The sequence below is a fragment of the Halomonas sp. SpR8 genome (genome assembly GCF_031010195.1).
Classification (GTDB): domain Bacteria; phylum Pseudomonadota; class Gammaproteobacteria; order Pseudomonadales; family Halomonadaceae; genus Vreelandella.
In genome coordinates this window covers 171753-185324 of sequence record NZ_JAUAMC010000006.1, presented here as the reverse complement: position 1 = coordinate 185324, position 13572 = coordinate 171753, and the positions used below count along the sequence as shown (strand labels likewise).

Genomic DNA, 13572 nt, shown 5'->3' with positions numbered 1-13572 from the left:
GAGTCAGCGCTTGAGGAATTGAGAAAAATCGATATCGTTGGCCGATAAAATTGCTTGTACGCGACTGGTTACACCCAGCTTACGCAAGATCGCCGACACATGGGCTTTCACCGTGGTTTCCGCGATATTGAGGTGATAGGCAATCATCTTGTTAGATTCACCGCGGGTCATGTGTTCCAACACCTGCAGTTGTTTGCGAGTTAGTTGGCGCAGCTGTTCCGCCGTAAAACCCTGCTCCTGATGGCGACGCTTACGAATACTATCCGGCGCGCGCATAGCATCGGCGGGTAGAAAGATATTGCCTTCCAGTACCTGGGCAATGGCGTGGCGCATCTGATCACGGGGCAGTGATTTGGGGATAAACCCCGCCGCACCACAAGAGACCGCCTGAAGAATAATCTGCTTATTCTCTTCCGCAGAAACAATCACCACCGGAATCGTAGGGTGCTCGTTACGCAGCTGTAAAAGTCCCGTTAACCCGTTCATGCCAGGCATATTTAAATCTAGCAGTATCAAGTCAAGATCAGGATCTTGCTGGGCATGGGCGAGAGCCGCATCAAAGTCTTCCACCTCGATAACCTCAGCATCTGCGTAAGCTTCACGGATCACGCGCGCCATAGCATCACGTACCAGGGGGTGATCGTCGGCAATCAGGAGTTTATACATTGCTGTCATTATTATGGTTGCCTGTGGTTTAGCTAAATCCCGCTTACTGCGTCTTTGCTAACACTCTACTCAGTCATCCGCCTTTATTGAAGCAACTTCCCACCATCAAGCGGGCCGCCGTTCCCCTGAAGAGGCTTGCTGCTGGAATGTGTCGGCGAACTCGATCAGTGATTGAGTTAGCCAGATGAGCGCAGGATCATTGGCAAACAGCCCATGCTGGATCAGCGTCATCTTCAGTGTGGGTAGCTCTTTGGGCGGCTCTACCAAACGCACCGGCAGCATGGTGGCAAAACGCTCGGCCATTTGCCGTGGCAGCGTCATGATCGCTTCCGTTAGCGCCACCACCTGCGCCGCAGCGATATAGTTGAGGTTTTTCGAGATGACCCGGCGGGTTAAGCCGTGCTGAACCAGACAGCTATCGATGTTGCTGGGGCGTAGGCCGCTAATGTCAGCCAACTCCACATGGAGCTCTTGAGCAAACTGGGCAATATCCAGCCCATCGCCGACGCGGCCATTATGGGTAGCGGCCAAGCAGACCAACTCCTCATCCATCCACGGGGTCTGAACCACGCCACTGGGCAGCTCGCTTTGGCTATCCAACCCTACCACCATATCGATTTGGCGCTGTTCCAGCCCCTCACTCAACACATCTGGGGTAATCAGCTCAATGGAGAAACTAATGCCCGGCGCATAGGCCAGCAGCTGGCTAAGAAAGGGTGGGTACATTACCTCTTCAAAGTAATCCGTGGTGGCCAGCGTAAAGCGCCGCTTGCTGTTGGCAGGCAAAAACATCGCAGGAGGCGCAAGGCCCTCCCTTAGCTGCCCCAGCGCCTGCTGTACGACCGGCAAAAGCGCCAGCGAACGTGGGGTTGGCTGCATGCCGTTTTCAGTGCACACCAGCAGTGGGTCATCCAACGCTTCACGCAGGCGTTTAAGTGCATGGCTTAACGCTGGCTGGCTTAAATGCAGCTTTTCTGCCGCGCGGGTAACGTGGCGCTCGCGCATCAGCGCTTCAAATACCAGCAGCAAATTCAGATCGAAATGGCGTAGCGAGCGCATGGTTTCTCATTATTCATATCACGAATGATTAAATTCTAAACATTCATTTAATTTATCGCCAGAAATTGCTTATTGTCTGCCGCTCATTCGCCCCCCAGCGACTATTAGCGATCATCCAGCACGTAAGGAGAAGCACACCGGTGTCCCACCCACTATCTCAAACTATGCCCAGCCTGTATGGCGATATGATCTCTACCTTTATGGGCGTAGAGAAAGCAACGGATCCCAAGGCAAGCGACGCCGACGTTGTGGTGAGTGGCGTACCCTTCGACCTGGCTTGCTCTGGCCGTGCGGGCACCCGCATGGGGCCGAATGCTATTCGTCAGAGTACCGCCAACCTGATCTGGGAAGGCAAACGCTGGCCGTGGGACTTTGCGCTGGAAGAGCGCTTAAAGGTGTGCGATGCCGGCAACATTGATTACGCCTATGGCGAGCCGGAAAGCCTGGTCGATAACCTGGAAACCCACGCCAACCGCTGGCTAAGCGCGGGCAAAAAGATGCTCACCCTGGGCGGCGACCACTATATCAGCCTGCCGCTGCTGCGCGCCCACGCCCGAGAGCATGGCCCGCTGGCGCTGATCCACTTTGATGCCCACACCGATACCTACGAGCAAGGCACGCGTTTTGACCACGGCACCATGTTTTACCACGCTCTTAAAGAGGGTTTGGTAGTGCCGGAACACTCGCTGCAAATTGGCATTCGCACCAGCTATGACCGCCACAATCACCCTTACGAAGTGCTGGATGCGGATTGGGTGAACGATCACGGGCCGAAAGCCGTGCTGGAGCGCATTCGCGCCAAAGTGGGGCATCACCCAGCCTACATCAGCCTCGACATCGATGGCCTCGACCCCGCCTATGCACCGGGCACCGGCACACCGGTATGCGGCGGCATGTCCACCGACCTAATGCTAAAAGTCATTCGCGGCATGGTGGGTATGGAGCTGGTCGGTATGGACGTGGTGGAAGTAAACCCCGCCTATGACCACGGCGACATTACCTCCCTCGCCGCCGCGACGTTGGGGCTGGAGTTTTTGTATGCCTTGGGCGCATCTAAGCGCGTTTGATGGTTATACGTATAACTTACCACTAGCATTAGAAGCCTCCGCCATTTGATTTTCGGCCTTAAAGCGGCGGAGGTTGCAATCAATGTAGTATCGCCATTTATGTATACTGGTTTTGTAGACGGCTCTCACAATGAGCTTTATGGCTAAACAACCTTCTAAGCTGATAAAGATCATGCATGTACATATCAAGCCTTGAAATAACGTACGCCATGAATACTAAAGCATAAATAACCAACATCACCATGAATGGTTCATTAAGCCAAGCCCAAAAAGGAGTCAATATTGGATAGCCTATTGTGTAGATACTTAGCCCACCTAGTAACTGAATCAAAAAACAATTAACAATTATCGATATAATCAATACTATTCGTATACTTTTACTAGGCAGCTTCGTTTTCCAGAAAGGCAAATGGTGTACTTTTATACTATTCACATCCCCTTTATTGCCGTTAAATAGCAATCTATTTTTACGCCGTAACAAAGGAATCGCATAGGCGCTTTTCTCCTTTTCAGCAAAAGCTTTCAACACGATATCCCGATCAAATTCGGCGCCTAAAGCATTGACCGCCGCTTGATCAAAACCTGCGCGTTCGTGGGTTTGTACAGCGATTTTGGCTTGGCCAGAAAGTACTTCCAAGCGACTTTTATCGGCAGTTGACAGCTTTTTGTCATTGCCGACGTTGATGTTGTAATGAATTTCATACACCTGATACAGAGCCGCAGTCACACCTACAAAAATCATCAGAAAAACAATATATATCAGCATACTAACAGACACCTCTTAAACGAAAACTCACCTAGTCAGGCGAAAACAACTTTATTAGCCTTAAAACTAACTTACTGACTATGCCTGATATGCCGTCTATCTGTACAGGCTCAGAAAGCTGCTAAAAAGGCGGATCAGATCAATGATTCAGCGCCCAGTGTCTACCCACCAGTATTAGCACCGGCGACGCCAAAACAACACTGGAAGCAGGCACGGCTAACCAGACACCACCGACTCCCTACCACTACGGAAGAATGAACAAGAAGGCGCCTGAATAGCCATATTGCCTGACGTCATATCGCGCACAAAGGGCAAAGCAGGGTGTCGTCTTTAACCGCTAGCAGTATTGAACCACTAGGCAGACGTTACGTGCGTCGGCAAAAGCCCCCTTACTAGCCTCGATTCACACCAGTCATTGGGTTACTATCAAAGGGTTGCTATCAGAGTGTTACTGTATTGTTATGCAGCAACACTCACCCACACGTCAGCTGTCAGCGGCCCCGTTGGTAACCCTATGCTATGAGCCATCCACTACTCCCCCTCAATCCGCTCAGAGCGTTTGAGGTAGCTGCCCGTCTACGTAGCCTAACCCGTGCGGCAGACGAACTGCATGTATCCCAGGTAGCGGTTAGTCGCCAAGTGAAAGTCTTAGAGGATTACCTTGGGGTAGCGCTGTTCAACCGCCTACATCGCGGTATTGAGCTAACCCAAGAAGGCGCGGAGCTTTACGCGGGGGTTAAAAATGCCTTCCGCGAACTTGAAAATGCCTCGCGCAAAGTCTCGCGTCGAAATAAGCGTGATGTGCTTTCTATCCAGTCTTACACCACGTTCTCGCAGCGTTGGTTGATTCCTCGGCTGGCCGATTTTCATAATAAAAATCCACTGCTTGAGGTCAAACTGTCATCGTCGTTAAAGCCGGTTGATTTCCAAACACAGAGCGTCGATGCAGCCATCCGCTCCGGGCATGGCGACTGGCCAGGGCTACACGCTGAGAAACTGGTGGATATAGAGCTGATTCCGATTGTCTCCGCCGCGTTATGGGAAACTGAAGGGTTGGCTAAAAACGATGTCGCCAAGGTACGCCTACTGCACTCTATGGCGCGCCCCGACGACTGGAAGACATGGCTGGCGGAAAGCGGATTACAGGGCGTCGATGCAGAGTCAGGTATGAAGTTCGACAACTCAGCGCTAGCCTATGAGGCAGCGTCGATGAATATTGGCTGCGCCATCGCCATCAAAGTGTTTGTCGAGCGCCAACTGCAGGAAGGCAGTTTTGTGGCACTATCAGACACGGTGTGCCGCACCGGCGAAGCGTACTATCTGACATGGCCGAAAGATGCTCGCCCATCGGATGCACTGATTAAGTTTCTTGAGTGGATGAAGGAACTGATTGGCCACCCCCTGGGCCAACTCGATTAACTGACTCTTACTAAATCGTGTGCTGCTTTCTCAATCGTTGAAACAGCAGCCAGTGCATCAATAGCAGTACGCCACAGGCGAAATATGCCAGCGTAAAACCGCCAAGCTGAGTCAAAATCCCCAGTAACAGCGGTGCGGCAAACTGCATGGCACGGTTAGCCATCAAGCGCACCGCTAAGGCATGGGCACGCTGTCGTTCCGGCACCGACTCCGCGATGACCACCATAGAGAGCGGCTGAGAGAGCCCTACGCCTAGCCCCACCAGAATTGAAAACAAACAGAGCCAATAGACATTACCCGTCACCCCCACCAGCATTAAACCCAGCGCCATAAACAGCAACGTGAGCGACATCGTCGCGTAACGACCGTGAAGCAGGCTGACGATGGTACTGGTAAACGGCCTAACCGCCATGGAGGCAAGTGCGCGTAGACTAACTAGCAGCCCAATGGTGGTGCCCGAGAGCGCCAGGCTTTCAAGATAAACAGGGAAGTAGCTGCCATGAGCGCCCAGCGCCAGCATGGCCGCCAAGGAGATAATCAGCGATAACTTTACCCCCTGGGAGGTTTTCAGCAGTTGCCACTGCTGCCCAACGCTGACAAGGAAACCAACGCCCTGTTGATCACCGCTTGATGCACGCTGGTTGACCATAAAAAATGACACCAGCGCCACAAAAGAGGCAATAAAAGCGCCATAAAATGCAGCACCTGGGCCGCCACGATAATCGATGATCCAGCCCCCCAGCAGTGGCCCCACCATCTGTCCAATCGATAAATAGGTGGTGTACCATCCAAAGTACTTTTCCAGTGCCGTGCCCTGCCCCAGATAAGTGATCGCCGTTTGGGCTGAAATGATCATCAGCAGTTGCGCCAAGCCAATCACCAACTGCCCGGCAATTAACCCCTTAAAGCCTGGCACTACCGCCAATAAACCAGCACCGATCACCATGGCCATGGCCCCCAGCTGAAGAGTGCGAGGGCTGCCCAAGCGCGCCACCAGCGAGCCAAAAGGGAGCGCTAACAGAAGCGGTAATACGTAGGGGGCACTGACGATCAAGCCCAGCATTAAGGGTGTCGCGCCCAGCTCAATGGCCGCGAGCGGCACCGCCACGAGTAGCATCGTTTGCACGACAAAGGCGGTGCCTAGGCTTAGACAAATGCAGGCAAACGCTTTATTCATGGCATCTTTTGAACGTCATGCCGACCTCCCTGTCACTGATGCTCATGGTGAATAACGTCGCCAAGCTCCAGTTACGTTTTAGTGGGCCCGATACCCCTTCACTTTTTTACGAAACATACCAAGCGCTGGGAGTAAAAATGACAGTGCAGCGATAGCCAACAAGGTTGCGCTAAGCGGATTAGCAATCAAGGTCGTCACATCACCATTGGAGATAGACAGCGCCCGGCGCAGGTTGGTCTCCAACATATCGCCTAATACCAGAGCCAAAATGACCGGCGCCAAGGGGATATTCGCTTTGCGCAACACATAGCCGACGACCCCAAAGGTCAGCGCCACGTAGACCGGGAACATGGAGCTTGTCGACGCATAAGCCCCAATCAAGCTAATCGACGCCACAATCGCCGCAATTGCCGGGCGGGGAATATCTGCCACCTTTGCCCAAAACCGCGCCCCCGCAAGGCCAATAAAGACCATGATCGGCACACTCAACCAGAGCGAAACAAACACCGTATAGGGAATTTCAGGGTTAGTGGTGAACAGCAATGGCCCCGGCTGCACCCCATGGATCATTAATGCACCAATCATAATGGCGGTAGTGGCTGAACCAGGAATACCCAATGCGAGCAACGGCGACAAAGAGCCCGAAACCGAGGCATTATTGGCCGTTTCCGATGCCGCAATACCTTCGTAGCTGCCGTTTCCAAACAGCTCTGGCTGCTTTGAAAAACGTTTGGCGACCGCGTAGGAGATAAAGGAACCAATGGAAGCCCCAGCCCCCGGTATAACGCCTACAAAATAACCGATTAATGAGCTACGTAAAAACAGATACTTCATCTTATAAAAAGTTTTGAAGGGCACCTCTAAAATACCGCTCATGGGTTGGTTCTTTACTTTATGGCTTGCTCCCGCCTCTATCATGAAGAGCACTTCTGAGATGGCAAATAAGCCGAGCAGTACAGGTACTAACGGCAGGCCTTCAAAAAAATCCGGATGGTAGCTAAAACGTGGAACACCGGTTTGACTATCCAGCCCGACCGTGGCTAAAGCAAGGCCAAGCCCCATCGCCAGGGCACCTTTCAGCAGTGAACCGGAAGAGAAACTCGACACCAGGCTCAAGCCCAGCAGGGCAAGCGCAAAATAAGCCGATGGTCCAAAATTCAGCGCATACTCGGAGAGCGGTACGGCGGTAAAAAACAGCAGGATGGTACTAACAAAAATACCAATACCCGATGAAATAATGGAAATATTCAGCGCAATGCCGGTTTTACCCTGTTTGGTGAGCGGGTAGCCGTCCCAGGTGGTCGCCACCGCTGCTGCCGTGCCAGGGGAGTTAAGTAAAATGCCCGAAATAGCGCCGCCATACTCGGCAGCGGCAAACAGCGCGACCAGCATGACGATAGAGACAAGCGGATCCATACTGTAAGTGAAGGGGATCATCAGCGCGATTCCCAGGCTAGGCCCTAAACCAGGAATAGCACCAATCAAGTAACCAATTAAAGCACCCGCGATAAGGCCAACAAGCACCATGGGGTCTGCAAAGGCGTTCAGCCCTATTAAAAGATTATCAATCATGTTCAAACCTCAATCAAAATAGACGCCGAGCACCAGTACGAAGATGGCGTAAATGCCTAAAGCCAATAACGGTGGCAGCGTTAGCAGTAGCGAGTAACGATTTTCTCCTCCCAGTTTCATTAATAAAAAAGCAAGAAGCGCAATACCAACGATCAGCCCTAACCATTCGAGTGCCAGTACAACAGCTACCATAACCATCATCGATAACAACACTTGGACTGGCCGGCTAATCTCAACTAGTGAGTCGCTTTCTGAGTTGGCCTTGCTTAAAAAACTCACCACAATTAAAAACAGTAAAGAAACCCCAATAAGCATGGCGACTAACAGTGGAAACCCACTGGCTCCAATACCTGAAGAGCTATAGTTGGGTAGCTTAAGTGCATCATTTGCATATAGCGCAGTCGCTGCCAACAGCACAAAATACACCGCTAATTCCAGCCATTTTTTTCGTATGACTAGTGTTTTATGTGCCACTTCAGGCGTCTCTGCATCAGAGCTTTCGATACTCACTGGCGACCTCCATATTTCTTGTAGTTAATGATTGACGTAGCATCAAAAAACGCCATCACACTTATTTTATTAATACTGCTTTTCTAAGTACTATTTTTAATTTCTGTTTCCAAGTACTGCTTATAATTTCTGTTTCTAAGTACGGCTTATAATTTCTGTGTTTTGTCCAATCATGGCGCAGGGTGGCCAGAAGAGAAACTGATCATTTATCAGGCTTGACCACCGCTACTATTAGGCTGAAACACGACTAAAGGATTATCGACACCTAAAAGTCCTGTCGATTGGCGCGCTGGTGGCCTTTACCACTGACGTCCGCCAACTTGTCCAGCGCGCTTGCCAGCTCGCCCCCGCTCATCTGCTGGGCAATAAAGAGAGGTCCGCCTCGCCAGCGGGGAAAGCCATAGCCATTGACCAGCGCAATATCAATATCCGCAGGCCGCTGGCATACGCTCTCTTCCAGCAACAGCAGAGCTTCGTTGATCAAGGCAAGCACCGCACGCTGCTGGATGTCATGCTCGTTAAACGCTTTAGGCGTGATGGCGTGCTCTTCCCGGTAGCGCTCGATGATTTGGGCAACAGCCGGGTCGGGAGTGGGCCGCATTGTGTCGTCGTAACGGTAATACCCACTGCCGGTTTTACGTCCTAAGCGGCCCGCTTCGCAGATCAGGTCCGGTATACCCACGTAGCGCCTAAGGTGGCGAGTGTCGGCGGTTTGCTGGCGCATTTTCCAGGCGATATCCAGTCCGGACATATCCGCCACTTTAAAGGGCCCCATGGCAAAACCATAAGTCTCCAGAGCAGCATCGATCTGCTCGGGGCTCGCTCCCTCTTCGAGCATGAACTCACACTGGCGCCGATAGGCGGCGTAGAGCCGATTGCCCACAAAGCCCCATGAATTGGCGACGACAATGGCTTTCTTTTTTAACCACCGCGCAACGCTCACGGCAGTACTCAAGGTCTGCTCGCTGGTGGTTTGGCAGCGCACGATCTCCATTAACGGCATGCGGTCGGCCGGGCTGAAAAAATGCAGCCCCAGTGCGCGCTCCGGGTGGGGAATACCCGCGGCAATCTGGTCAATATCCAAGTAGGAGGTATTGCTGGCTAGGAGCGTGCTTTCGCTCACCCACTTGGCTAATTCGGCAAACAGCGAGCGCTTGATGGCCAAATCTTCCACAATGGCCTCAATCACCAAGTCGGAACCGGCTACATCGGGTAAATGCTGAGTAGGGTTCAGGCGGGAAAGCGCTCTATCACGCTGCGCCTGGGTTAACCGCTGGCGCTTAACATCTTCATCCAGCGTCTGGGTAATCCGCGCCACACCCGCTTCAAGGGCCTTATCGTTTAGCTCTAATAGATCGACGCTATAGCCTGCTTTAAGGGCACAAAGGGCAATACCGCTACCCATGGTGCCTGCGCCCACTACCGAGATACGCGATACCGGCGCGGCCTTAACGGGCTGGGTGGGCTCAAAGGGTTTTTCACGCTCGGCAAAAAAAAGATAACGTAGCGCCTGGGCCGACTCGCTGCCGCGCAAGGCAAGAAACTGGGCCCGTTCTTCAGCTATCGCGGCGCTAAAGCTGAGCGTGGCCGCCTTCATTACAACCTCGGCAGCGACCGGTGCCGCGGGTAAGCCGCGGGCACGTGCCAGCAGCTTGTTGACCTGGGCTTGTAGTGCTTGCTCATCCGCAGGGGGCACATCGCGCTCTGCCAGTGGCTGTTTGCCACCCTGATAGCGGTTGGCGTAAGCCAGAACCTGATCGAATGCCTCGGTATCCGACGCCTCGCCCTCTGTGGCGTGGAGGAGCTCGTCGACTAATCCGACCTTATGGGCTTCAAGCGCCGTAATGGGCTTACCGGAAACGATCATCTCCAGCGCCTTGGGCAGACCCACCGCCCTTGGCAAGCGCTGGGTGCCACCGGCACCGGGTATCACGCCTACCGTCACTTCGGGCAGGCCCAACTGCGCTGTAGGGGTAGCGATGCGGCTGTCGCAGGCTAATGCCAGCTCTAGGCCACCACCCAGAGTATGACCGCAGATCACCGCAATCACCGGCAACGGAAAAGCGCTAAGCGCGGCGGTGACCTGGGGTAGCGTCGGTTCTGTCGGCTCATGCTCCAACTCGCGCAGGTCGGCCCCCGCCATTAGGTTCGAGCCTTTGCCCATCAGCACCACGGCGCGACATTGCTGGGTATCAATCTTGTCCAGCGCGGCCAAAATGCCTCGGCGCACCGCGTCGTTGCTGCTATTCACCGGTGGGTTATCCAGGGTGATAATGGCAATTTGCCCTTCCTGGCTAAGATGAACGCGGCCCATGGTGGGTGAAATGATGGGGGAATCAGCCATGAGTGCCACCCCCTTCCACGCCATCCTCGAGTACCAGTACCGCATCAGCGGCCACAACGTCTTGACCTTCCGGCATCACAAACAGCGGATTAATTTCAGCGGTGGTCAGGCGTTCGCCTAGTGCAGCGGCCAGCGCAGAAAAAGAAACAATGGCTTGGGCCAGCGCCTCAGTATCACGACGTGGCGCACCGCGATAACCGTCGAGCAGAGGCCACGTCGTCAGCTGCTGCATCATGTCTCGCGCCTGCTCCAGGGTTAAGCCGCCCTGCTCTGGCAGCAAACGGATGGCGGTGTCCTTGAACAATTCTGCCGTGACGCCGCCTGCGCCGAGCAGGATGGCCGTTCCCAACGCATCACGGTTAGCGCCGAGGATGAGCTCATGCCCGCCCGCCACCATCGCTTCGACCAGGAAGGTATCAGGGCGACGCGCAACGTGCGCTTCAACGTCACTCACCATTTGATCAAACCGCTGGCCGATGGTGTCGACATTCAAATGCAGCGCAACGCCACCAATATCACTTTTATGCAGCAGGCTGGCATCCATTACCTTGAGCACCACGGGGGCGTCCAACTCTTTGACCGCGCGCTCCGCCTCTTCGCGGGAGTGAACCACCCGGCTAGGCGGTACGCTAATGCCTGCCTCAGCGAAGAGCTGCTTGGCGGCGGCTTCGTCAATTGAACCATTAGGCAAGGCACTTAGATCAGGTAACGCTACCCGTGACGACTCACCGCCCGTCTGCAATGGCTGGCCAACAAAGTGCAGCGCTTCAAGCACCGCACTACAGCTTTCCGGTGAACTAAAGCCTGGAATCGATGCACGATTTAAGCGCTGCAGCGTATCTGGGGCATAGGGACTAACATAGGCCAGTAGTGGCTTATTATTGGTTGCCAGGCTGTCGTTGATCGCCCCCACCACAAGATCGGGCATCGCCAACCCTGACGAACCAATAATCACGATCAAGGCGTCGTAGCTGTCGCTTTCCAGCAGAATACGGATAGCTTGACGCAGCAAGTCGGGCTGCAGTCCCGCCAGGGTCACATCAATGGGGTTACGGTCTAGCGCGGTCGGTGTATCGCCCTGCAGGGCGCGCAGTTTTTCTGCGGTATCGTGATCCGGCGCAGGCGTATCAAAGCCGTTAACGCCGAGGCTATCGGCAATCAGCGTACCGGCGCCCCCGGTTGAGGTCAGTACCGCAACCCGACGCCCGGCCAGTTGGCGGCCAGCGACTAATACCGCGGGCACGTCCAAGAACTCATCAAAGGTGTTAACCCGGATAACCCCCAGCTCACGGAAGAAGGCATCGTAAACCCGATCCTCGCCCGCCAGGGCGCCGGTGTGGGAGCTTGCCGCGCTGGCACCGGCTTCGGAACGACCAATTTTGAACACCACCAGCGGCTTGCCCGCTGCCCGCGCGCGCAGGGCAACCTCTCGGAAGCGCGCCGGGTGCCGAACACTTTCCAGATACAGCGCAATCACCTTGGTATTCGGATCGTCAACCAGGTAGTCAACAAAATCGCTGACTTCCAAATCCACCTCATTACTGGTGGCAATCAGCGACGATAAACCAATGCCCCGCCCGGCGGCCCTGGACAGAAGCGCCCCCAGAATACCGCCACTTTGGGAGACCACCGCGACACTACCCTTGGGCAGTTCGCTCACTTCCAGCGCGCCGCTGGCAGAGAGCGGAATGCCCGCCGATAAATTAACCAACCCGATGGTATTGGGGCCGAGGAGCCGCATGGAACCTGCGGCTTCTTTTAACTCATCTTGTAACGCCAGGCCTTCCTCACCAGCTTCGGCATAACCACTGGCCAGCACCACCGCCGCCTGACAGCCCATTTTGGCTAAGGAGCGTACGGCGTCGATACTGCGCTTGGCATTCAGCAGCACAAGCCCTACATCGGGTGCTTCGGGTAGCGCTTCGACACTGGGGTAACAGGTCAGCCCCTGGATCTCGGTTGCTTTGGGGTTAACCGGATAAATCGGCCCTTTAAAGCCATGCTTAAGCAAATAAGAAACCGGCAGCCCTGAGGTTTTTTTGGGGTCTGCGGAGGCACCGATGACCGCAATGCTTTTAGGATTCAGGAGGGCGTTAATTTGACTCATTGTTGAGCCTCCTTCATGCGGTCAAGGAATGCCTGCACCGAGGTACGGTGCTCTTCAGAGGTGTAACAGATGCCCTGGGCTTTGCTGCCTTCAGCAAACACCTGCTGTTCGGACATTTCGTAGCTTTTATTGATAATTGATTTAGTGAGGGCCACCGCTGTGCGTGAACCGCTGCTCATCTCATCCGCCATGGCGTGGGCTGTGCTCAGCAGTGCATCAGCACTACAGCGCTGATCAGCAATGCCTAGCTGCAACGCCTCATCGGCATTGACCTGCCGACCACTGAAAATCAGTGCCTTGGCACGCGGCAGCCCGACCCGGCGTGGCAGGAAGTACATGCCACCGCCATCAGGAATCAACCCACGGGCAATATAAGCCCAGGTGAAGTGGGCATAGTCCGAGGCAATCACAAAATCGCAGGAGAGCGCTAAATCCGCGCCTAGACCAGCCGCCGCTCCATTCACCGCCGCGACGGTCGGAATGGGCAAGTTAAGCAACAGGCTAGCCGCATAGTGAACGCCTTGCTGGCGCTCCCAACCGTTAAAACCAACGGTGGCGGGGTCGGCTTCCATCCGGGTTTTCATACCGGCGATATCGCCGCCTGCGCAGAACCCTTTGCCGCTTCCGGTGAGTATCAAGGCACGCACCGAGCGATCCGTGCGGATATTGACTAAATGGGCGACTAACTCAGCGCGCATGGCATCGCTCATGGCGTTGCGTTTATCGGGGCGGTTTAGGGTGAGCAGGGCAATGCCATTTTCAACTGAATAAGACACTAATGATTCTTGGTTCATAACCAGATCCTCTAATACGTTATTATTTGCAGGGTTATTAGAAATAAGTCGTTAATAGCAATAATTAGCCATTAGAAATAAAGCGCTAACA

11 protein-coding genes are annotated in these 13572 nt (G+C 54.1%); 2 read left to right on the top strand and 9 right to left on the bottom strand.

Going from position 1 to position 13572, the window contains the following annotated elements; genetic code table 11:
* Positions 1-3 precede the first annotated feature (3 nt).
* Positions 4-666: a response regulator transcription factor gene (locus tag QT230_RS13565; RefSeq protein WP_215091604.1), complete on the bottom strand. Its 663-nt coding sequence runs from the start codon at positions 664-666 to the stop codon at positions 4-6.
* Positions 667-771: 105 nt separating this feature from the next.
* The gene (locus QT230_RS13560) at positions 772-1725 is read right to left on the bottom strand and encodes a LysR family transcriptional regulator (protein WP_308322431.1); all 954 of its coding nucleotides are present in this window, start codon (positions 1723-1725) and stop codon (positions 772-774) included.
* Positions 1726-1889: 164 nt separating this feature from the next.
* Here QT230_RS13560 and speB point away from each other — a divergent pair, with 164 nt between their 5' ends.
* Positions 1890-2792 (top strand): agmatinase, encoded by a 903-nt coding sequence (gene speB / locus QT230_RS13555; RefSeq protein WP_374694467.1) that lies wholly within the window; start codon positions 1890-1892, stop codon positions 2790-2792.
* Positions 2793-2889: 97 nt separating this feature from the next.
* Here speB and QT230_RS13550 read toward each other — a convergent pair whose 3' ends face one another.
* The gene (locus tag QT230_RS13550; protein WP_308322429.1) at positions 2890-3558 is read right to left on the bottom strand and encodes a hypothetical protein; all 669 of its coding nucleotides are present in this window, start codon (positions 3556-3558) and stop codon (positions 2890-2892) included.
* Between the two features lie 519 nt (positions 3559-4077).
* Between QT230_RS13550 and QT230_RS13545 the strand changes: the two genes are divergently transcribed.
* On the top strand, positions 4078-4977 hold the full coding sequence (locus QT230_RS13545; protein ID WP_308322427.1) for a LysR substrate-binding domain-containing protein: 900 nt from the start codon (positions 4078-4080) through the stop codon (positions 4975-4977).
* A 10-nt stretch (positions 4978-4987) separates the two neighbouring features.
* On the opposite strand, the gene QT230_RS13540 is transcribed toward QT230_RS13545, so the two are convergent.
* From QT230_RS13540 to QT230_RS13515, 6 genes are all read right to left on the bottom strand, one after another.
* Complete coding sequence (locus QT230_RS13540) at positions 4988-6154, bottom strand: MFS transporter (RefSeq protein WP_308322425.1); 1167 nt, start codon at positions 6152-6154, stop codon at positions 4988-4990.
* Between the two features lie 78 nt (positions 6155-6232).
* A complete protein-coding gene (locus QT230_RS13535; protein ID WP_308322423.1) occupies positions 6233-7726 on the bottom strand; it encodes a tripartite tricarboxylate transporter permease in 1494 nt (497 codons plus the stop codon).
* Between the two features lie 9 nt (positions 7727-7735).
* Positions 7736-8236: a tripartite tricarboxylate transporter TctB family protein gene (locus QT230_RS13530; protein ID WP_308322421.1), complete on the bottom strand. Its 501-nt coding sequence runs from the start codon at positions 8234-8236 to the stop codon at positions 7736-7738.
* 265 nt (positions 8237-8501) lie between these two features.
* Positions 8502-10580 carry a 3-hydroxyacyl-CoA dehydrogenase NAD-binding domain-containing protein gene (locus QT230_RS13525; RefSeq protein ID WP_308322419.1) on the bottom strand — a complete coding sequence of 693 codons (2079 nt, stop codon included), beginning with the start codon at positions 10578-10580 and terminating at the stop codon, positions 8502-8504.
* Positions 10573-12687, bottom strand: a complete 2115-nt coding sequence (locus tag QT230_RS13520) for an acetate--CoA ligase family protein (protein ID WP_308322417.1) — start codon at positions 12685-12687, stop codon at positions 10573-10575. The genes QT230_RS13525 and QT230_RS13520 overlap by 8 nt, the downstream gene beginning before the upstream one ends.
* The gene (locus QT230_RS13515) at positions 12684-13481 is read right to left on the bottom strand and encodes an enoyl-CoA hydratase/isomerase family protein (RefSeq protein ID WP_308322415.1); all 798 of its coding nucleotides are present in this window, start codon (positions 13479-13481) and stop codon (positions 12684-12686) included. Before QT230_RS13515 ends, QT230_RS13520 begins: the two co-directional genes overlap by 4 nt.
* Positions 13482-13572 lie beyond the last annotated feature (91 nt).

Excerpts from the sequence above, each read along its gene's own strand:
- QT230_RS13535 (WP_308322423.1), bottom strand. The coding sequence starts at position 7,726 with ATGATTGATAATCTTTTAATAGGGCTGAACGCCTTTGCAGACCCCATG.
- QT230_RS13560 (WP_308322431.1), bottom strand. The coding sequence starts at position 1,725 with ATGCGCTCGCTACGCCATTTCGATCTGAATTTGCTGCTGGTATTTGAA.
- QT230_RS13540 (WP_308322425.1), bottom strand. The coding sequence starts at position 6,154 with ATGAATAAAGCGTTTGCCTGCATTTGTCTAAGCCTAGGCACCGCCTTT.
- QT230_RS13550 (WP_308322429.1), bottom strand. The coding sequence starts at position 3,558 with ATGCTGATATATATTGTTTTTCTGATGATTTTTGTAGGTGTGACTGCG.
- speB (WP_374694467.1), top strand. The coding sequence starts at position 1,890 with ATGCCCAGCCTGTATGGCGATATGATCTCTACCTTTATGGGCGTAGAG.
- QT230_RS13565 (WP_215091604.1), bottom strand. The coding sequence starts at position 666 with ATGTATAAACTCCTGATTGCCGACGATCACCCCCTGGTACGTGATGCT.
- QT230_RS13515 (WP_308322415.1), bottom strand. The coding sequence starts at position 13,481 with ATGAACCAAGAATCATTAGTGTCTTATTCAGTTGAAAATGGCATTGCC.
- QT230_RS13525 (WP_308322419.1), bottom strand. The coding sequence starts at position 10,580 with ATGGCTGATTCCCCCATCATTTCACCCACCATGGGCCGCGTTCATCTT.
- QT230_RS13545 (WP_308322427.1), top strand. The coding sequence starts at position 4,078 with ATGAGCCATCCACTACTCCCCCTCAATCCGCTCAGAGCGTTTGAGGTA.
- QT230_RS13520 (WP_308322417.1), bottom strand. The coding sequence starts at position 12,687 with ATGAGTCAAATTAACGCCCTCCTGAATCCTAAAAGCATTGCGGTCATC.